Source organism: Citrobacter amalonaticus (assembly GCF_018323885.1).
Taxonomy (GTDB): Bacteria; Pseudomonadota; Gammaproteobacteria; order Enterobacterales; family Enterobacteriaceae; genus Citrobacter_A; species Citrobacter_A amalonaticus.
Map to the genome: position 1 here is coordinate 4,001,060 of NZ_AP024585.1, position 20,451 is coordinate 4,021,510.

Genomic DNA, 20,451 nt, shown 5'->3' on the forward strand with positions numbered 1-20,451 from the left:
TCATGACTATTCAAATTTCCCTTCTCGAAGACCAATTCATCGATATGGCATTCATTACGCAACTCACCCAATTGACCGATAAATGGTTTTATAAACTGATTAAAGACGGTAAATTTCCAAAACCGACCAAGTTTGGCCGCAGTTCCCGTTGGCGTAAAAGTGAAGTCGAAGCCTGGCTGCAGGCTCGAATCGACGAATCGCACATCTAGAAAACTTATCTTCTAAATATACTTTCCTGACTGACAGCCCCTTTTTCTACTAATAGCATAGATATGCACCAATCTGCCATTCAGCATTTAGGGATCATTCACTATGAAAGAAACTAAGACGCGACATGGCAGTTTACTGAACTATTATCAGCGTCAGCTAAATGGGTTCACAAAACTCTCAATCGTAAATGGAATATGCAACCTAAACATCCAGGCAATCTTCAACTTCGAAATCCACTGCGTAAAACACAAACATTCATTTGAAAATTAAGGATAATTCCCTCATTTTCATCCGATGCTGGAAGGGGCTCGCTAAGCGAATGTCAATGTTGGATCAGCGCTCAACGTTGAAAGCATTTATCATAATTTTTCGCCTATTTTATTTACCTACAACATGGCGCAAGATAATCAAGCTCTGTTGTTACGATTTAATGCTGAGGCTCCACTGGGAAGTGGCTTACGGACAAAAGTATAAAATCATATTCTTAGGTAAGTGGACTTTAGGAGGAGAAGCTACTACTGAGAAGTTTAATGAACAAATACGAGTCTTTTGCTGCTGGGAGCTAATATGAACAAAAAATAGCTGTTCCCACTTACATTAAATATTTAGTAATTGTAAACTCCAAACGTATCATTTGAGACAGATAAGTTATGAAAGGAACATTGTTCATAAAATATTCACGCAAAAAAGTATGGAAATGGCTAAAAAATGAGCTAAAATTCGGAATGGCAATACACTTCATTCATTGCCGCATAGTACATCAACATTAACTCATTGATAAAAATCAGATTTTAAGATTAGCTCATGGTTAAAAACTGGTCACTAAGAAATCATAAACTTAAGTGCGTTTCCCACTCTTAGCATTTCTCACACCACTGATTGATAAGTATCCGTTTGAAACTAACTGTTCCTTTCTGTGTGAAACGGTAGAACATGCCAGCTCAGGCCTGTTAAAAATCCCGATGCATGAGAAGATATAGACAGTTCCCCTCCGCAATAAAAAACAATTAACAATATGTATTTTAACGAAAAAAATAAAAAAAAACCGCTACGCCACCCCAATGATGTCCAAAAGCCGCCACTGGTGAAACTCTCCAGTTCCTGTACAATCAGCTTATACAAAGTTGTTATCGCATTAGGATAAGTCATGGCTCACTTTTCAGGTCACGAGACCTTCCCACTAAGACAAATGTGGTTAAAAAAAACCTGCAGTTATGCAGCGCCGGATGGTTCTATTGACAAATCGGTTTTTTCGAATGATGAGGCCATTGCCAAATTTGGTGTAGGCAAAAACATGGTCGCATCAATCAAGCATTGGGCACTCGCCTGTGAAGTAATGCGAGAAGAGGATGGTAAATTCAAACTTACAGAATTTGCTATTAAAATATTTAGCGAACATGGGCTTGATCCTTATTCAGAGCATCCCTCGACAGCATGGCTTAGCCATTGGAAGCTTTCAGGAAAAGGAGAACGCTCGACAACTTGGTACTGGTTATTTAACCATGTTGTTTCTTCATCTTTTACACAAGAAGACCTCCGGGCTCTTTTAGCTGACTATGCTACGCAATGTTGTCCTGGGAGAAAACTATCACCAATGACACTTTCTCGAGATATTGAGACATGTTTGCGTAGTTATGCACCGCGGTCGAGTGGAACCACTCCTGAAGACTTTGCCGAACCTATGCTTGGTGAATTAGGTTTACTAGCTGAAGAAAAAAAAGGACACTTTTCATTTCGTCGAGGTCCAAAGATTACTTTGTCTGATGGTGTATTTGCTTATGCTCTGATCGATTATTGGGAGCGTAAGGCCCTAAATCTCAGCTCATTATCCTTCGAAACAATTGCATATGGGGACGGTTCTCCGGGTAGAGTATTTAAGCTCGATGAAGACTCTATTGCAGAACGATTATTCGCATTAGAAGAGTTAACTGAAGGTTCATTTATATGGACTGATACAGCTGGTTTACGCCAGGTTCATCGTAAAACATCAGAAACAGAAGTAATTAAATTGAACATGCTTGGAAAGGCTTATGACTAAACATAATAAAAACCTTCTTTCAGAACAGGTTCGCATTGCGAGACAATACCAACGTTCCATCCGTATTGATGCTGATCTTGGCCGCGAAGATGCGCTTGATGGATATGTATGCAATGGCACGGCACAAAGCGTTCTTGAAAACATGTCCAAGCAGGTTCTGAATAGCCAACAGCGAGCTTTCACATGGACTGGTCCGTATGGAAGTGGGAAATCATCATTAGCGTTAGTTCTTGCAAGTTCATTATCACCTAACAAAGCTCTACGTGAAAAAGCAAGGTCATTGTTAAATGTCGATTCACAAAGTGATTTTGATAAAGCATTCCAAGTTAAAAAAGGATGGTTAATACTTCCAGTTATTGGCCGCAGAGGTAGCATAATCCAACAAATTTCGCAAACTCTCAATAATGTTTGTGGTAGTGATAAAGATTATAAAAAATCAGCATCATTACTTATTAAACACATATGCAGTGCTGCAGATGAAGCGAAGTTAGATGGTACCTTGCTTATCATTGACGAGCTAGGTAAGTTCCTTGAAGCATCAGCTTTAGGAAATGGCGATGATATTTATTTTTACCAAGAGCTTGCTGAATCTGCAGCACGTACAAATGGTAAAGTCATTATCTTAGGTATATTACATCAATCTTTTGGACAATATGCTGTTCGACTTGGACTTGAAACTCGTGAAGAGTGGACTAAAATCCAAGGCCGTTATGCTGATATTCCCTTAGTTGCAGGGAGTGATGAAGTTGTTGAACTTATAGGTAAAGCGCTAGATGTTAAAAAAAGACCCAAATACACTCAAAAAGTAGCGCAAGTAGTCGCGGATGCTATTTATGATCGACGCCCAATGGTTGGAAAGCAATATGATTATGCATTATCCAAGTGTTGGCCTTTACACCCGGTAATGGCTGCTTTATTAGGACCTATATCAAAACGTCAGTTTGGACAGAACGAGCGTTCAACTTTTGGTTTTCTCTCGTCCTCTGAACCTTTCGGGTTTCAAAACTATCTCAATCTAACCACATTTGAAGAGGCTACTTGGTATCTTCCCTCAAACTATTTCGATTACTTAAGAGCAAATCTTGAACAATTAATTTTGGCCTCTAATGATGGACATCGTTGGGCACAAGCGGTAGACGCTGTAGAACGTGCGGAGGCAAAATCTGATAATATATTGCATATTGATTTAATTAAATGTATTGCAATACTTGACCTTTTCAAAGATGGTTCAGGATTGACCGCTGAAACAAGCATACTAGAATCATTATTCTTGAATACTTCTATTGAAAATATTAGATCCGCACTCGAAGATCTTTCTAAATGGCGTGTTATCATATTCAAAAAACATACCGGGGCATGGTCTGTTTTTGAAGGAAGTGATTTTAATATTGACCAAGCCGTTGCACAATCACGTGCAACCATGCTTGGAACAGATTTTAGTCAACTGAATAAAATTGCTAATCTTTATCCTGTAATTGCAAAAAGGCATTACCATCAAACTGGTACTTTTCGCTGGATGAATATTGCACTTTGTCACCTTAACGAGGTAAAAAAATATTCAGAAGAGTTCCAGCCACGTAACGGAGAGTTTGGATTATTTCTTCTGGCACTTCCTGAAAGAAATGTAAATGAAGAACAAGCTAAAATAATTTGTGCTGATGCTTCTCGTTCAAAGCCATGGCCCATTGTTGCCGGGATTCCACATAACTACCTGCGCATAGAAGATTTAGGTGCCGAACTCCTAGCACTTCAAATAGTCCAAACTAAACGTGGACATGAATTACAAGGTGATGCTGTTGCACGAAGAGAAGTCCAAGCAAGGATAAGTGCAACGCAATCAACATTAGAAGAACAGTTAGCAGAGGCATTAGCGACTGCGGAATGGTGTATAGATACTGCTCAGGCGGAACCTAAAGGTACTTTATCATCAATTGCATCCTCTCTTGCAGATAATATTTACTACAAAGCTCCAAGGTTATGGAGTGAATTAGTTAATCGTGATAATTTATCCAGCAATAGCGTAAAAGCCAGGAAAGAATTGTTATATCGAATGCTAGAAAATGAGGGTGAACTCCATCTTGGAATTGAGGGATATCCTGCCTCACGCGGCCTATATGAAACGATTCTCCATCGTACCGGCTTGTATGCGAAGCATCATGATGGGTATTATCATTTTCTTCCTGCGGTCAGCGACAAGCATTCGTCGTTTTATGGTCTTTGGAAGAAAACGCATGATTTCATTAAAAATAAAAATCAAATGATATCAGTATCTGATATTCATACCCTTTGGGCTAAACCTCCATTTGGTTTAAAAAAAGGTGTTATACCGATAATATTTATGGCCTTCCTTCTGGCATCTAAAAGTAATATTGCCATTTATAAAGATGGATTATTTATTCCTACTTTTACTGATGCAGATATTGATGAATACTTGCAGGATGAAAAACGTTTTTCCTTGCGGTGGATTGTAATTGATGATGAAAAACAAAAGATTCTAGTAGGAATTGGTAAACTTCTTGATTCTATTGGTCTCATGTCTAATTCAGCTGAACCGTTAGAAGCTGCCAGAAGTTTAGTTGCCATGATTGTTGGACTCCCAAATTGGACACAAAGGACGGCGAGACTTTCATCTAATGCGAAGAAGGTACGAGATACACTATTAAAAGCTAGCGATCCTCATAAAGTTTTATTTATTGATTTAGCCGCGGCTCTAAATGTAGAAAGTGGGAAAAATTATGTTGATGCATTACAGGCTCCAGTAAAAGAACTTTGGAGTGCCTATGACAAACTCTTAGACCAATTTGCATCAAGAATGCTAAAAGCTCTGAATGCTAATAAAGATGACTTATCTACACTACGAAAACGTGCTGAAACGTTATCCGGTATCACTGGCGAACTTCGGCAAGATGCCTTTTCAACACGTTTAGCTACGTACGATGGTAGTCATTATTCTATAGAAGGTATACTCAGCCTAGCTGCAAACAAGCCTCCAAGAGACTGGAATGATCGAGATATTGATTTAGCACTTATGGAAATAGCCAATTTTGCACTGCGGTTTCGCCAATCCGAAGCATTAGTATCGATCCAAGGACGAAAACCATCAAGCGAGGCATTTGCAGTGGTTATTGGAGCTGGTTCAGAAATGAAAACATTCAAACACGAATTCAGTATACCTGAGCAATTCAACCATCAGATTGACAACCTCGCCGGTGAGTTAATTAGAACATTATCTGGAAAAGGATTAAACCCAGATATTATAATGGCTGCATTAGGTAAAGCTTGTATTAAAATCGCTCAGCATGATGTTGAGGTTAAGAATGACTGAAAAGCATGTACTTGGTATTTCTGGGGGTAAAGACAGTGCTGCACTTGCTGTTTTCATGCGCCAGACACGCCCCGAGTTAGATATCGACTATTTCTTTACTGATACAGGTAAAGAATTACCTGAAGTCTATGAGTTTTTGGGGCGATTAGAAGGATTTTTAGGCAAACCGATTGCCAGACTAAACCCTAGACGTGGTTTTGATTTCTGGTTACGTGAATATAATCATTTTCTACCCTCGCCGCAGACTCGTTGGTGTACTCGTCAGTTAAAACTCGCGCCCTTCGAACAGTGGGTTCGTCCGATGCTTAATGCTGGTGATAAAGTTACAAGCTATGTAGCAATAAGAGCAGACGAAGATTACCGTGAAGGATATAGTTCGAAAAATGCGAATTTAACTATTAGTTTACCATTTAGAGATGCCGGAATAGATCGGAAAGGTGTTATGGATATTCTTGACTCATCAGGAGTTGGTCTTCCAAAATATTATGAATGGCGATCACGTAGCGGCTGTACTTTTTGCTTCTTCCAACAAAAGATTGAGTGGGTAAGATTAAAAGAGCGTCACCCAGAGGCATTTGAAGAAGCTAAACGATATGAAAAAAATGCAATTGAACATGGTTCTCCCTTTACCTGGACTAAAGGTGAATCACTAGAGTCACTTGAGGAGCCTGAAAGAATTGCTCAAATTGTCACTGATTTTGAAAAGCGGCAAGCCAGACTCAAAGCGAAAAAAATCATTAACCCACTACGCCCTGGTGAGACTCTCATTGATATTGATGAAATTTATGGGGAAGATGAAGGCGGAGGCTCATGCGCAATTTGCCATAAATAAAAAGAAGGGGTAAATTAATCTGGTCTATATTTTATAGTACAATTTCCCCTTATCATTTAACATAAATGGATATCAATGTGAGCTAATAAAAAAATAATTAGCTCACATTGAGAAAATAATACACCTGATAAATTAGCAATAAATCAAATCACTTATGCCATAGAGCTATTACCACTTTATTTTGATTAACATCACGATTTAAAAAATCATTATCATTAATAGCCCTACGAAGTGATTCTATATTCTCCGGCTTTTCAGCACAATAAATCAAAATACCTTCTTCTTGGTTTTTTGAACCAGGCTTTAGCTGCATTCCCATATATAATTTCAGAGATATTTTATTAATACTATTAGGAAAATCTCTTTGAAGCTTTATCATGCTATCTTTATCGATATGTACTTCGTCAGGTTTACCACGATTCATCGCATGACCAGAAATAGTCGTACCCCCGATTTTATCACTTGGAGCGCTGTTATTTAATTTGTTTATGAATAAAGCTTTACCATCAAGACACCAGCTACTTAGCCTTTTTTGAAGACCAACCCTTAAAGTTCGAGAACTATATAAAGCAGCTATACTTTGAGCTTGGTCTAGACGAAGCTCTCCAGTAATTGACCAGCCATTATAAAACGTTTGAGCAAAATCAAATATTGAGGGCGTTTGAACATTACGTACATCCCAACACAAAACCTCACTACCTGCATCAGATAATGATGTGTTCAAATACACTAATGATTGCCCATTCTCACGTCCAACTGGCCGAGCATAGGAACCACTAATAAGCAAGAGAGATACCGAATTTAAATTATCCTCTTTTGTTTGTGCAAGATCACACGCTTGAGTTAAATTAAGCCATCTTTTATCATCTGGTGATTTTAGTACCATTCCAAATCTCAGATTTTTCTGAATCCACTTTGCTCTGTCTTTAGGGTCTTTAAACTCTGTCATGCTAGGGGTATTTCCCCCACGCCATTCCATACTCCTCATTAGTGTTCTAATTGCCGCCCTCGAATCACCAATTTCAGTAACAGGCGCAATTACGTTGTTAGCTCTATGTTTTATTAATGATTCACCTAAAACACCTAATGATTTTCTTATACCAGAGCATTCTTCTAGAGCCGTTAATAATTGTCTACTTAGGCATTCTTCAACATAGCGGCAAAAATCATCATTATCAGATGTTGCAGCTTCATGGAGAATATCCATTGCCTGAAGATCAAGCTCCCATAATCTTTTAGCTTGTTCTTGTGCAGCATGTTGAAAACCACTTATTGTTTCAGTAACAAATTTTTCTACTGCATCGACAAATTGTCGATCTGAAGATAACTGGAACAAAGCAGAGCGCCAGTATACTAAATCATCATCAGACATTGGTTTGCTCATGATTCTCATTCTTGAGCTTGAAGTTCTTATCTCGGGACGAATATTCCTGAATTCTGCTTTTAACTCTGCCTCATAAGTCGACATCAGAATAACTTGTAAAGGCTTTGGTGCCTTTTCATGAGTTGAGAGTATTTTTTTGATAAAAGGTAAAGTATGCTTGGAGGAATTTTTTACCAAGAAGTAATCTATCACTAAAAGATCATAAAACTCTTCATTAGGTATTTCAGGGCTAAAATAATAATGAATATTATCCTCTAAAATGCCAGCTTCCAGTAGTAATTGTTTAACACGTCTAATTGGCTTGGCGTTATCATAACGAAATTCGATAATTTTATTTGCCGCATTTTTTAGACGCTCAGGAGCTTTTTCTCTAATTGATTTATTTGAAAGAGGTTGAGCAAGATCTTCTATTTCGTCAAGATCATAGCCTTCAGATGCTAGTAGTTCATGGTAACTTTCACAATCAGGATCGGATGGATCACCAAGCAAACTGGCAATATCATTGTCTATAGTATTCAGATCGTCCATAGTAATTAAATCGGACAAATCGTCGTCAACGATCGCTACTTTTAAAATTTTTGATTCAGTAAATGACTTTTGAATATCCATAATCATTCCTTTGGAAGCTCCAAGACAAAACCTCTATATCGGCCATCCTCATCAGCAGAGTCCAACAAAAGCCTCGCATCATGATAGGTAGCCACTTCAGCTGCAATGAAAAGACCCAAACCCTGCCCTTTAGGTCGCATTGTAAATCCTGCAGTGAAAATTCTGTCTTTATCTGCAGGAGAAATACCTGGCCCATTATCACGCAAAGTTAATGTCCTAGATTCTGCATCTAGTTCTAAAGTAATACGACGATCACTTCTCCCCCCCTGCTGAACCCAATAAACCGAGTTTGTAATTAAATTCTCAATTGCAAGGCTAACAAAACCACGTACCATATTTACTTCGACAGGTTGAGTATCATCAGCTCCAGAGATTTTGAATTCTGGAATTATATTATGCCGTTCAAAGCGAGCTCCATACCCTTCTAATATAGTATTCAGCAATGCTGACAAATTAAATATTTCTTTGCGATGCCTTCCAGAAGGTGTTAAAGGATCTAACTGTCGAAGTCGCGTATTGATCGCTTTAATTTCCGAATCTAGCTTCGTTAATAAAGCTTTAGTACCAGGAGACTCATCTTTAGATAACTTTTGTAACAGCTGTCGAGTGTGGCCTGTTGTCCTAGTGAGCTCATGTAGTACACCAGACATTACGGTTCCAACACCAGCAAGTTCAAGAATATCCTCACGTCTCTCTGTTGCTAGTTTGCTAGCCTCTTCAAAACGAGTTACTTCATTTTTTATAAAGTGTAAATTATTTGCGATTGATTGTACTGATTCTTGAACATCTGCGGGAACCTTAGACCTTATAGATGTGAGTCCTTGCTCAGCTTGCAGTATCCGAGCGCGTATAGTTGCAGGAGCGCTTTCAACTATATCATTTAGACGTGCTTTCTTCTCTTCTTGCCCTTCATGACCGATGTAGCGACGAAGTTCATCAATAGCAAATTTCGACAGCATATCTCTTACAAGATTGGATTCTGGTGATTCAATCAATCCTTCTCTATTAGATCTATCAACCAAACCGGGATTTTCTTTTCTTGAAATCTCTAACGCACCGACAGTCTGAATACGGTTTACAGCAAAACCTCCTCTCTTAAGAGCAGAACTATCTAGTCCCAGCCAGTCTTCGCCGGTTGATTGTCCAGAAAATCCAATGCGAAAACCATCTCGATATATTGCTATTCCTCCACACCATAAATCTAATTCGGCCTTCGCTGCTTTCCAGTTACCATGCAAAGTAGCTTGCTGGCGTAACCGTTCTCTATTAAACCATCTAATAGTAGCTCTTACGGGGCCAATTTTCTTAAGTGCTTCAAAATTAACATTTAAAACATGTGTTACTTCTTCTATTGTTCTATTAGTATTTTCAGGTTCATTTCCACGTTGGTAGTCAGTCAAACTCGTACGGAGAATAACTTCAGGTGTATCACCAATCCCGTTTGGGTCAAACCAGAGCTCCATATCAGCCTGAACTAAATCTGTTAACACTTTCTTCATACCTTCGATAGGTATTCGAGTTCCTCCATTAATATGAACATCTATTGGAAAGCCTACAGTTCTATTCTTTTTATTTTTTTTTGTGTTATCGGAGCTACCTTCATCCAATGACATCACAAATGGGTTTTGTAACCTTCTAAAAAAATCACCCACGAGCTTTTCGCGAACTTTTTCTTCAGTCCAAGAGCTTTTAAGTGCTGTTATCTTTATTACAGTCCCTGAAGGTGTTGGCCTTGGACAAGTGGTCGGTTTTATTTCAAATTCAATATCGGTGATTATTTTTTCAGGATCGTCAAACATTCGCCAGTCGAATTCAATTTCATGGGCACTACCTTGTTCAACCCAAGATGTAACGTTGGCAATATCCCCAAGTCTCATCATTGCTAAACGTCCAATACCTTTATTGCCTAGGATTTTTCTATTTAAGTCTTTTGTACTTTCAGAGTTTACTTTAGAGGGAGTGCCTATTGCCAAAAATACCGTTTCAAGTGTCGCTAAATCCATTCCACAACCAGAATCTTCGATTGTTATATAGTTTATCGACTCGACTATTTTTTTTGCTTCATCCTTGCTAGAATCTGAAGTTAAGTTTAGCAACAACTCTTCTACTTGGGCTGCAATAGAAGGTTCAGAAACACTTTCAATTAACATTTTCTTTATATGAAAAATATCATCTTGAAGAGCTTCCTCTTTTTTACTATTGTCGAGTATTGCAAGGCAGTCATCTATTAACGAATGCGAAATAGGTATGAATACATTTATCCTAACCCGTTTAGATTCGGCATCAAAAGCATTCTTAACAAGTTCATTTATAGCAACTTCATCTGAGGTAATCAGTTCCGCCCCTAAATGAATTAATGTTCTCGCAGCTACCGAAAAATTTGCCATTATCTCTTATCCTTGAATAAAATTTATGGGTGCTACTTAATATCAATGAGAGAGAAAACCTATGGATTCAGGACTTATGGAACAAACTCGCCAACGATTAGGACGGTTATCATTCCAGTAAGCATCAAAGCAGGACCTTTTAAAAGGCCCCATCTTTAAGTCGAGTGAGTGTAGATTACTTGAATTTTCTACTCATCTAGACCTGCCAGCCACTAAAAACCCGCGATAAAGTAGTATTCTCTCTTATCTATAACCTCATTACCATAGCTCATTTCTCCTTGGCAAAATCAAATGGGCTGACGCCCTTCACCCGATTTACATCAAGAAAATCTGCCCACCACTGCAGCATCATTTTACGCTCATCCAAGTGTTGAGCCTTATGAATGTAAGCAGCACGTACAGAGTTATGCTCCATATGGCTCATCTGCCTTTCAACAGCGTCCCTAGACCACAGCCCTGATTCAATCAACGAGCTACATGCCATGGTCCTGAAGCCATGACCGCAAACCTCAATCTTAGTGTCATATCCCATCACGCGCAGCGCCTTGTTCACTGTATTTTCACTCATCGGTTTACAAGGATTGTGATCTCCAACGAAAACAAAATCGCGCTCGCCACTAAGCTTATGAACCTGTTTAAGGATTGCCAGTGCCTGACGAGAAAGCGGCACTAAATGAGGAGTACGCATTTTCGAGCCACGTTCCGAATACTTCACTCCTTCAATAGCTTCTCGTTCTGCCGGGATTGTCCACATTGCCCTTTCAAAATCGATCTCTGGCCAACGGGCAAAGCGCAACTCACTGGAACGAATAAAGATTAATAACGTGAGCTCAACAGCCAGACGGGTTAAAGGTCGTCCGGAGTAGCTATCAATTCGCTGGAGTAGTTCAGGTAAGCGTTTCAGTTCAAGTGCTGGTCGATGGACACGATTACTTGAAGCAACTGCCCCAGCCATCTCCTGAGCAGGATTGTAATCGATCAAACCGCTTTGCACTGCATAACGCATAATCGCATTGGTACGCTGCTGAAGACGCGAAGCCACTTCAAGACGCCCTGTAGCCTCAACTACTTTGATAGGGACAAGGAGATCGCGCGTACTAAAACTATCAATACTCCGCTTCCCAATTGCTGGGAACAAATTATCTTCCAGGCTCTTCAGCACCCGTCGGCTATGTTCTTCTGTCCATTTTTTATTTACTGCGTGCCACTCTCTGGCAACTGACTCAAAGGTAATAGCCTCTTTCGTCTGCTCTTCTTTCACTGCACGTTTGTGTTCACGGGGATCGATGCCTGCAGCAACAAGTTTTCTGGCCTCTTCCCTTTTTTGACGAGCATCAGCCAGTGACGTTTCAGGATAAACCCCAAATGCCATCAGGTGCTGCTTACCACCAAAGCGAAAGCGGAACCGCCAGTATTTTGAGCCGTTAGGGTGAATGAGCAAAAACATGCCATCCCCATCGGCAAGGGTATACTCCTTTTCCTGTGGTTTTGCAGAACGCACTTTGATATCTGTCAGAGCCATAAAAGTTCTCCTTCCATGTGCCGCTGTGAGTATACAACCATTATCGAACCAGCATATATACTCGGTTCTATACTCACAAGCGACTTGATGTGGGTTGACTCAGATTGACTTCTGTTGAAAGGAAAATCGAGGAAAGCCTTGCGGATACTGGATTTCAGGCACAAAAAAAGACGTCCGTTGACGTCTATTGATGTTCCGATGGTGCCGAAGGCCGGACTCGAACCGGCACGTATTTCTACGGTTGATTTTGAATCAACTGCGTCTACCGATTTCGCCACTTCGGCACTGAAGAGGTATGCGGAAAACGTTGTGGATTATACCTGTAGCACGCAACCATGCAAGCGCTAGCGTGTGTCTTCTCCGTTAAGTGTCGAAAAAATCAGCATACATCCATCCCGCGCTCTTCTTAATCCCCCCTTCTGCAAAGCGACGCCGTTTCCCATGCTCTACACTTTTCTGTTCAACACCACACTGAGGGAAACACGATGTCGATGATTAAAAGCTATGCCGCAAAAGAGGCGGGTAGCGAACTCGAACTCTTTGAATACGATGCAGGCGAACTCAAGCCGGAGGATGTCGAGGTGCAGGTCGATTACTGCGGTATCTGCCATTCCGATTTGTCGATGATCGACAACGAGTGGGGATTCTCTCAGTATCCACTGGTTGCCGGACATGAGGTGATTGGTCGCGTGGCCGCCCTCGGTAGCGCGGCGCAGGCGAAAGGCCTGAAGATCGGCCAGCGCGTGGGGATTGGCTGGACGGCGCGCAGCTGTGGTCACTGCGATGCTTGTATCAGCGGTAATCAGATCAACTGCCTGGAAGGAGCGGTGCCCACCATTCTTAATCGTGGCGGCTTTGCCGAGAAGCTGCGCGCAGACTGGCAGTGGGTGATCCCGCTTCCAGAAAGCATCGATAGTGAATCCGCCGGTCCGCTGCTGTGCGGCGGTATCACGGTGTTTAAACCGCTGCTAATGCACCACGTCACTGCCACGAGCCGCGTTGGGGTGATCGGTATTGGCGGACTGGGACATATCGCTATCAAGCTGTTGCATGCAATGGGATGTGAAGTCACCGCGTTCAGCTCTAACCCGGCGAAAGAGAAAGAAGTGCTGGCGATGGGTGCCGATAAAGTGGTGAACAGCCGCGATCCGCAGGCATTAACGGCGCTGGCAGGCCAGTTCGATCTCATTATCAACACCGTCAATGTCGATCTCGACTGGCAACCCTACTTCGAAGCGCTGGCTTACGGCGGCAACTTCCATACCGTCGGCGCGGTACTGAAGCCGCTGCCGGTCCCTGCCTTCACGCTGATTGCCGGCGATCGCAGCGTCTCCGGTTCGGCGACTGGTACACCGTATGAACTGCGTAAGCTGATGAAGTTTGCCGGACGCAGCAAAGTCTCGCCAACCACCGAACTGTTCCCGATGTCGAAAATCAACGAGGCAATCCAGCACGTGCGCGACGGTAAAGCCCGCTACCGTGTGGTGCTGAAAGCCGATTTCTGACAGTCTGACTCAGTGCCTCTCAACTCAGAGTGAGGTGCTGAGTCGCTCTCGTGCCTGGCGAAACGCCAGAACCGCCTGTTGGCACTGCGCCGTCACATTCTCAATGTCATGATTAATGTCGATACGCGCAATATCGGCTTCCTCCGCCAATGGACACTCCAGCGCCTCAAACTGACTTTTCAGCAAACCGACCGGCATAAAATGCCCTGCCCGACGTTGCATCCGTTCCAGGATAATATCGTAGTCGCCATCCAGCCAGAGAAAATGCACGTTAGGACTGCCCTTACGTAAAAAATCGCGATACTGCTTTTTTAATGATGAGCACACAATAAACCCGGTCTCATTCTTTTTATACAGACTATAAGATGCATCATTTAAGCGTTCTAACCACGGCAGTCTGTCTTCGTCGGTTAATGGTATTCCCTGGGACATTTTATCAATGTTTTTGGCAGGATGGAGATCGTCACCATCAATAAACTTCGCCGATAATAATGCCGCCACCTTACTACCAATTAACGATTTACCACTTCCTGAAACGCCCATCAAAATATAGCTTTCCCCGGCCATGTAAAACCCTCTGCGTCATATTTCATGGCGCGATATTACGCCTGCACAATCGGCAATTTCACGCTTTTTTGTTTCCATAGATGAGAATTATAAAGCGCATCACGTTATGCGTAACATTGTAGTGTAACAATTTTCCAGTGTGATCTAACTCACAAATAAGGACAATTAAAACCGCTTAAATGCACCGGAGATGAAGACCTGACCCAGTGAGGCATTTATGGAAGTGAAAACTCAATCCTGCGTTGTCGCGGGTAAGCGCTCTGTTGCCGTAACACAACAGAATATCGAATGGAATAATAAAGGCACGCTCGTAAAAATAACCCGCGGAGGAATTTGCGGCTCCGACTTACATTATTATCAGGAAGGTAAAGTCGGTAATTTTACCGTCAAAGCACCGATGATTTTAGGCCATGAAGTTATTGGTAAAGTGGTCCATAGCGATTCAGAAACATTACGCGAAGGGCAGTCGATTGCCATTAATCCGTCTAAACCATGCGGTCATTGTAAATACTGTCTTCAACATGAAGAAAACCAGTGCACTGAAATGCGCTTTTTTGGCAGTGCGATGTATTTTCCGCACGTCGACGGCGGCTTTACCCAGTTTAAAACGGTCGATACCGCCCAGTGTATTCCTTACCCGGAACAGGCGGACGAAAAGGTCATGGCCTTTGCTGAACCGCTGGCCGTTGCCATCCATGCTGCGCATGAGGCTGGCGATCTCCAGGGTAAGAAAGTGTTTATCTCCGGCGTCGGCCCCATCGGTTGCCTGATCGTCAGCGCGGTGAAAACGCTGGGTGCAGCGGAAGTGGTCTGTGCCGATGTCAGCCCCCGTTCGCTATCGCTGGCTCAACAAATGGGCGCGGATACGCTGGTTAATCCCCAGCATGACGCGCTCGACCAGTGGAAAACGGAGAAGGGCTATTTCGATATCAGTTTCGAGGTCTCCGGTCATCCCTCCTCCATTACCACCTGTCTGGAAGTCACCCGCGCAAAAGGGGTGATGGTGCAGGTTGGTATGGGTGGTGCCGTTCCGGACTTCCCGATGATGATGCTGATCGGCAAAGAGATCGCCCTGAAAGGCTCGTTCCGCTTTACCACTGAATTTAACACCGCAGTCTCCTGGCTGGCGCATAACGTTATCGATCCGCTGCCGCTACTGAGTGCGGAATATCCGTTTACCGACCTGGAACAGGCGCTGATTTTCGCCAGCGACAAAACCCAGGCGGCGAAAGTTCAGCTCGTCTTTGAGAATGAAAAATAAGGAATAACATCATGAACGATCTTTTTTCACTGGCAGGTAAAAATATTCTGATCACCGGTTCCGCCCAGGGGATCGGTTATTTGCTGGCAACGGGTCTTGGCAAGTATGGCGCGCAGATTATCGTTAACGATATTACGTCAGAACGGGCTGAGGCTGCCGTCGCAAAGCTACAGCAAGAAGGGATCCGCGCCGTTGCCGCTCCTTTTAACGTGACGCATAAACAGGATATTGACGCCGCAATTGATCATATCGAAAAAGATATTGGCCCGATTGATGTGCTGGTCAATAACGCCGGGATCCAGCGCCGTCACCCATTTACCGAATTCCCTGAGCAGGAATGGAACGACGTGATCGCCGTTAACCAGACCGCCGTGTTCCTCGTCTCCCAGGCGGTAACCCGCCGAATGGTGGAGCGCCAGGCCGGGAAAGTGATCAACATCTGCTCAATGCAAAGTGAACTGGGTCGCGACACCATCACCCCGTACGCCGCCTCGAAAGGTGCGGTGAAGATGCTGACTCGCGGTATGTGCGTTGAACTGGCGCGCCATAACATCCAGGTTAACGGCATCGCACCGGGGTACTTCAAAACGGAAATGACCAAAGCGCTGGTGGAAGATGAAGCCTTCACCTCATGGTTATGCAAACGTACCCCTGCCGCCCGCTGGGGCGATCCGCAGGAGCTGATTGGCGCGGCGGTATTCCTCTCCTCCAAAGCCTCGGACTTCGTCAACGGACACCTGCTGTTCGTCGACGGCGGCATGCTGGTCGCAGTGTAACCACTGAACAACCCTACGCAGCGCGCCAGCGCTGCCTTTTTGGCACACATAAGAGATAAGATTATGCCATTAATCATAATTGCGGCAGGCGTCGCGCTGCTTCTGGTCCTGATGATTGGCTTTAAAGTCAATGGCTTCATCGCCCTGGTCCTGGTCGCAGCCGTCGTGGGATTCGCCGAAGGGATGGACGCACAGGCCGTTTTACATTCCATTCAAAACGGGATCGGCGGCACGCTCGGCGGGCTGGCGATGATCCTCGGTTTTGGCGCAATGTTGGGAAAATTGATTTCTGATACGGGGGCCGCGCAGCGCATCGCGACCACCCTGATCGGGACGTTTGGTAAAAAGCGCGTACAGTGGGCGCTGGTCGTCACCGGACTGGTCGTTGGGCTGGCGATGTTCTTCGAAGTCGGCTTTGTACTGCTGCTGCCGTTGGTATTTACGGTGGTGGCCTCATCCGGTTTGCCGCTGCTGTATGTCGGCGTGCCGATGGTCGCTGCCCTTTCGGTCACCCACTGCTTCCTGCCGCCGCATCCGGGACCGACAGCCATTGCGACGATTTTTGAAGCCAGCCTCGGCACTACGTTGCTGTACGGGTTTATTATCACCATTCCTACGGTGATTGTCGCAGGTCCACTGTTTTCAAAACTGCTGACCCGCTTTGAAAAAGCGCCGCCGGAAGGGTTGTTTAACCCGCACCTGTTCACCGAAGAGGAGATGCCGTCCTTCTGGAACAGTATCTTTGCGGCGGTGATCCCCGTCATACTGATGGCCGTTGCCGCCGTGTGCGAAATTACACTGCCCAAAACCAACTCGGTACGGGTATTCTTTGAGTTTATCGGGAACCCTGCCGTCGCGCTGTTTATCGCCATCGTGCTGGCGATTTTCACTCTCGGCCGACGCAATGGCAGGACGATTGAACAGATCATGGATATCGTCGGTGACTCTATCGGTGCCATCGCCATGATTGTGTTTATCATCGCCGGTGGCGGCGCGTTTAAACAGGTTCTGGTGGACAGCGGCGTGGGTCAGTATATCTCACACCTGATGACCGGCACCTCGTTGTCGCCACTGCTGATGTGCTGGACAGTGGCCGCGTTACTGCGTATTGCACTGGGATCGGCGACCGTCGCCGCGATCACGACCGCTGGCGTGGTATTGCCGATCATTAACGTCACCCATGCCGATCCGGCGTTGATGGTGTTGGCGACCGGGGCCGGTAGCGTAATCGCTTCGCACGTAAACGATCCGGGATTCTGGCTGTTCAAGGGCTACTTTAACCTCAGCGTCGGTGAAACGCTGCGGACGTGGACCGTGATGGAAACGCTGATTTCAATCATGGGACTGCTGGGCGTGCTGGCACTGAATGCGGTTCTGCATTAAGGCGTGATTAACCACCGGGGGGCGATGTCGCCGCCGCTCCCCGGTACCGGAGAGAAGATGAGGAACCACAGAATTTCTTTGCAGGACATCGCCACGCTCGCGGGCGTAACCAAAATGACGGTGAGCCGCTATATCCGCTCGCCGAAAAAGGTCGCAAAGGAAACTGGCGAGCGTATCGCGCAGATCATGGAGGAGATCAACTACATCCCGAACCGTGCGCCAGCCATGTTGCTGAACGCGCAAAGCTACACGCTTGGCGTGCTCATTCCCTCCTTTCAGAACCAGCTCTTCGCCGACATTCTTGCCGGTATCGAATCGGTGACATCCGACCATAACTACCAGACGCTGATTGCCAACTACAACTACGATCGTGAGTCGGAAGAAGAGTCGGTGATCAATCTGCTCTCCTACAATATCGACGGCATCATTCTTTCCGAGAAGTATCACACCCTGCGCACGGTGAAATTCCTGCGCTCGGCGGCCATTCCCATTATCGAGCTAATGGATATTCAGGGCGATCGGCTGGATATGGAAGTCGGGTTTGATAACCGCCAGGCGGCATTTGATATGGTCAGCACCATGCTGGATAAACGCCAGCGGCGCAAAATTCTTTATCTCGGCTCGAAAGACGATATCCGTGATGAACAGCGTTTTCGCGGTTACTGCGATGCGATGACGCGGCGAGGCCTGACGCCGCTGCGCGTGAACCCGAAAGCGATCTCGTCGATTCGTCTGGGCATGCAACTGATGCGCGACGCGCTGATTGCCCACCCGGATTTAGACGGTGTGTTTTGCACCAATGATGATATTGCGATGGGCGCGCTGCTGTTTTGCCGGGAACGCGACCTGTCCGTGCCGGAACAGGTCTCCATTGCCGGTTTCCACGGTCTGGAGATGGGCCGACAGATGATCCCAAGTCTTGCCAGCGTCATCACCCCCCGCTTTGACATTGGCCGCATGGCGGCGCAGATGTTGCTGAGCAAAATCAAGAACAACGACCACAACCACAATACGATCGATTTGGGATACCAGATTTACCACGGCAATACGCTATAAGTGATTTTCTCTCCCCGGCGCATATTCTCTTGCACTCACATTGCCTATACTCGACGCAGGATAAATGGAGGAAATCTCATGAGCTCACCCCTGCTGATTGCCCGCACGCCAGACACTGAACTGTTTTTACTCCCCGGGATGGCGAACCGCCACGGGCTGATTACCGGGGCGACCGGGACCGGGAAAACCGTCACGCTACAGAAGCTGGCCGAGTCGCTGTCGGAAATTGGCGTACCGGTTTTTATGGCCGATGTAAAAGGTGACTTAACGGGCATCGCTGCCGAAGGCCAGGCTTCCGAAAAACTGCTCGCCAGACTGAAAAATATCGGCATTACCGACTGGCAACCGCACAGCAATCCGGTGGTACTGTGGGACATCTTCGGCGAAAAAGGTCATCCGGTTCGCGCCACGGTCTCAGACCTCGGGCCGCTGCTGCTGGCGCGTCTGCTGAACCTCAACGAGGTGCAGTCCGGCGTGCTGAACATTATCTTCCGTATTGCCGATGACCAGGGTCTGTTGCTGCTGGATTTCAAAGATCTGCGGGCCATCACGCAATACATCGGCGATAACGCTAAATCCTTCCAGAATCAGTATGGCAACATCAGCAGCGCTTCAGTCGGAGCGATCCAGCGTGGGCTGCTGACGCTTGAACAGCAAGGTGCGACGCACTTCTTTGGCGAGCCGATGCTCGACATCAAAGACTGGATGCGGACCGATGCCAGTGGCAAAGGGATCATCAATATTCTCAGCGCCGAGAAGCTCTACCAGATGCCAAAACTCTACGCAGCCAGCCTGCTGTGGATGCTCTCCGAGCTTTACGAGCAACTGCCGGAAGCAGGCGATCTGGAAAAACCGAAGCTGGTCTTCTTTTTCGACGAAGCGCATCTGCTGTTCAACGACGCCCCGCAGGTGCTGTTGGATAAAATTGAACAGGTGATCCGTCTGATCCGCTCGAAAGGGGTTGGCGTCTGGTTTGTTTCGCAAAACCCGGCGGATATTCCGGATAACGTCCTCGGTCAGTTGGGCAACCGCGTTCAGCATGCCCTGCGCGCCTTTACGCCGAAAGATCAGAAGGCGGTGAAAACCGCCGCGCAGACCATGCGCGCCAATCCGGCGTTTGATACAGAGAAAGCGATTCAGGAACTGGGCACCGGTGAAGCACTGGTTTCATTCCTCGATGCCAAAGGCAGTCCATCGGTCGTCGAGCGGGCAATGGTGATCGCCCCGTGCTCACGGATGGGACCGGTGACGGATGATGAGCGCAATGGGCTTATCAACCACTCTCCGGTTTATGGCAAATATGAAGACGACCTGGATCGTGAATCCGCGTTTGAAATGCTGCAAAAAAGTGTCAAGGCGACGACCGAAGCGCAAAGTAACCCGACGGCGAAAGGCAAAGAGGTGGCGGTTGACGACGGGATCCTCGGCGGGCTGAAGGATATCCTCTTCGGCAGTACCGGACCGCGCGGTGGCAAGCGCGATGGCGTAGTGCAGAGCGTGGCAAAAAGCGCAGCGCGTCAGGTCACCAATCAGCTCATTCGCGGGATGTTAGGCAGCCTGATGGGCGGCAGAAAACGCTAGTACCAAGGATAAGCG

At 45.3% G+C, this 20,451-nt stretch carries 14 protein-coding genes and 1 tRNA gene; 10 read left to right on the forward strand and 5 right to left on the reverse strand.

What is annotated here, in order from left to right:
* Positions 1 to 2 precede the first annotated feature (2 nt).
* The 4 genes from KI228_RS18970 (at position 3) to KI228_RS18985 (ending at position 6,405) form a co-directional block, all read left to right on the forward strand.
* A complete protein-coding gene (locus KI228_RS18970) occupies positions 3 to 209 on the forward strand; it encodes a helix-turn-helix transcriptional regulator (protein ID WP_212807510.1) in 207 nt (68 codons plus the stop codon).
* 1,148 nt (positions 210 to 1,357) lie between these two features.
* Positions 1,358 to 2,248, forward strand: a complete 891-nt coding sequence (locus KI228_RS18975) for a DUF4007 family protein (RefSeq protein ID WP_000929962.1) — start codon at positions 1,358 to 1,360, stop codon at positions 2,246 to 2,248.
* A complete protein-coding gene (locus KI228_RS18980) occupies positions 2,241 to 5,573 on the forward strand; it encodes an ATP-binding protein (RefSeq protein WP_212807512.1) in 3,333 nt (1,110 codons plus the stop codon). The genes KI228_RS18975 and KI228_RS18980 overlap by 8 nt, the downstream gene beginning before the upstream one ends.
* A complete protein-coding gene (locus KI228_RS18985; RefSeq protein ID WP_000136568.1) occupies positions 5,566 to 6,405 on the forward strand; it encodes a phosphoadenosine phosphosulfate reductase family protein in 840 nt (279 codons plus the stop codon). Before KI228_RS18980 ends, KI228_RS18985 begins: the two co-directional genes overlap by 8 nt.
* A gap of 148 nt (positions 6,406 to 6,553) precedes the next feature.
* On the opposite strand, the gene KI228_RS18990 is transcribed toward KI228_RS18985, so the two are convergent.
* From KI228_RS18990 to KI228_RS19005, 4 genes are all read right to left on the reverse strand, one after another.
* Entirely contained in the window at positions 6,554 to 8,398 is a 1,845-nt protein-coding gene (locus KI228_RS18990; protein ID WP_212807514.1) for a hypothetical protein, read from the reverse strand.
* Between the two features lie 2 nt (positions 8,399 to 8,400).
* Positions 8,401 to 10,785, reverse strand: a complete 2,385-nt coding sequence (locus KI228_RS18995) for a sensor histidine kinase (RefSeq protein WP_212807516.1) — start codon at positions 10,783 to 10,785, stop codon at positions 8,401 to 8,403.
* A 268-nt stretch (positions 10,786 to 11,053) separates the two neighbouring features.
* Positions 11,054 to 12,307, reverse strand: a complete 1,254-nt coding sequence (locus KI228_RS19000; protein WP_212807519.1) for a tyrosine-type recombinase/integrase — start codon at positions 12,305 to 12,307, stop codon at positions 11,054 to 11,056.
* 199 nt (positions 12,308 to 12,506) lie between these two features.
* Positions 12,507 to 12,591: transfer RNA gene (locus tag KI228_RS19005), tRNA-Leu, on the reverse strand.
* A 201-nt stretch (positions 12,592 to 12,792) separates the two neighbouring features.
* On the opposite strand from KI228_RS19005, the gene ahr reads away from it, so the two are divergent.
* Positions 12,793 to 13,812: an NADPH-dependent aldehyde reductase Ahr gene (ahr, locus tag KI228_RS19010; protein ID WP_042999265.1), complete on the forward strand. Its 1,020-nt coding sequence runs from the start codon at positions 12,793 to 12,795 to the stop codon at positions 13,810 to 13,812.
* Positions 13,813 to 13,836: 24 nt separating this feature from the next.
* On the opposite strand, the gene idnK is transcribed toward ahr, so the two are convergent.
* Positions 13,837 to 14,379 (reverse strand): gluconokinase, encoded by a 543-nt coding sequence (gene idnK / locus KI228_RS19015; protein WP_042999264.1) that lies wholly within the window; start codon positions 14,377 to 14,379, stop codon positions 13,837 to 13,839.
* A 217-nt stretch (positions 14,380 to 14,596) separates the two neighbouring features.
* Between idnK and idnD the strand changes: the two genes are divergently transcribed.
* From idnD to KI228_RS19040, 5 genes are all read left to right on the forward strand, one after another.
* The gene (gene idnD / locus KI228_RS19020; RefSeq protein ID WP_042999263.1) at positions 14,597 to 15,640 is read left to right on the forward strand and encodes an L-idonate 5-dehydrogenase; all 1,044 of its coding nucleotides are present in this window, start codon (positions 14,597 to 14,599) and stop codon (positions 15,638 to 15,640) included.
* 11 nt (positions 15,641 to 15,651) lie between these two features.
* Positions 15,652 to 16,416 (forward strand): gluconate 5-dehydrogenase, encoded by a 765-nt coding sequence (idnO, locus tag KI228_RS19025; RefSeq protein ID WP_044327256.1) that lies wholly within the window; start codon positions 15,652 to 15,654, stop codon positions 16,414 to 16,416.
* Positions 16,417 to 16,479: 63 nt separating this feature from the next.
* Positions 16,480 to 17,799: a gnt-II system L-idonate transporter gene (idnT, locus tag KI228_RS19030; RefSeq protein WP_042999261.1), complete on the forward strand. Its 1,320-nt coding sequence runs from the start codon at positions 16,480 to 16,482 to the stop codon at positions 17,797 to 17,799.
* A gap of 57 nt (positions 17,800 to 17,856) precedes the next feature.
* Positions 17,857 to 18,855, forward strand: a complete 999-nt coding sequence (idnR, locus tag KI228_RS19035) for a DNA-binding transcriptional regulator IdnR (protein ID WP_042999260.1) — start codon at positions 17,857 to 17,859, stop codon at positions 18,853 to 18,855.
* A gap of 78 nt (positions 18,856 to 18,933) precedes the next feature.
* The gene (locus KI228_RS19040; RefSeq protein WP_090048283.1) at positions 18,934 to 20,436 is read left to right on the forward strand and encodes a helicase HerA-like C-terminal domain-containing protein; all 1,503 of its coding nucleotides are present in this window, start codon (positions 18,934 to 18,936) and stop codon (positions 20,434 to 20,436) included.
* Positions 20,437 to 20,451: the final 15 nt, after the last annotated feature.

Bases quoted from the DNA above. Each gene is read 5' to 3' on its own strand.
- ahr (WP_042999265.1), top strand. From the start codon at position 12,793: ATGTCGATGATTAAAAGCTATGCCGCAAAAGAGGCGGGTAGCGAACTC.
- idnO (WP_044327256.1), top strand. From the start codon at position 15,652: ATGAACGATCTTTTTTCACTGGCAGGTAAAAATATTCTGATCACCGGT.
- KI228_RS18995 (WP_212807516.1), bottom strand. From the start codon at position 10,785: ATGGCAAATTTTTCGGTAGCTGCGAGAACATTAATTCATTTAGGGGCG.
- idnR (WP_042999260.1), top strand. From the start codon at position 17,857: ATGAGGAACCACAGAATTTCTTTGCAGGACATCGCCACGCTCGCGGGC.
- idnK (WP_042999264.1), bottom strand. From the start codon at position 14,379: ATGGCCGGGGAAAGCTATATTTTGATGGGCGTTTCAGGAAGTGGTAAA.
- KI228_RS18970 (WP_212807510.1), top strand. From the start codon at position 3: ATGACTATTCAAATTTCCCTTCTCGAAGACCAATTCATCGATATGGCA.
- KI228_RS18975 (WP_000929962.1), top strand. From the start codon at position 1,358: ATGGCTCACTTTTCAGGTCACGAGACCTTCCCACTAAGACAAATGTGG.
- KI228_RS19040 (WP_090048283.1), top strand. From the start codon at position 18,934: ATGAGCTCACCCCTGCTGATTGCCCGCACGCCAGACACTGAACTGTTT.
- KI228_RS18990 (WP_212807514.1), bottom strand. From the start codon at position 8,398: ATGGATATTCAAAAGTCATTTACTGAATCAAAAATTTTAAAAGTAGCG.
- KI228_RS18980 (WP_212807512.1), top strand. From the start codon at position 2,241: ATGACTAAACATAATAAAAACCTTCTTTCAGAACAGGTTCGCATTGCG.
- idnT (WP_042999261.1), top strand. From the start codon at position 16,480: ATGCCATTAATCATAATTGCGGCAGGCGTCGCGCTGCTTCTGGTCCTG.
- idnD (WP_042999263.1), top strand. From the start codon at position 14,597: ATGGAAGTGAAAACTCAATCCTGCGTTGTCGCGGGTAAGCGCTCTGTT.
- KI228_RS18985 (WP_000136568.1), top strand. From the start codon at position 5,566: ATGACTGAAAAGCATGTACTTGGTATTTCTGGGGGTAAAGACAGTGCT.
- KI228_RS19000 (WP_212807519.1), bottom strand. From the start codon at position 12,307: ATGGCTCTGACAGATATCAAAGTGCGTTCTGCAAAACCACAGGAAAAG.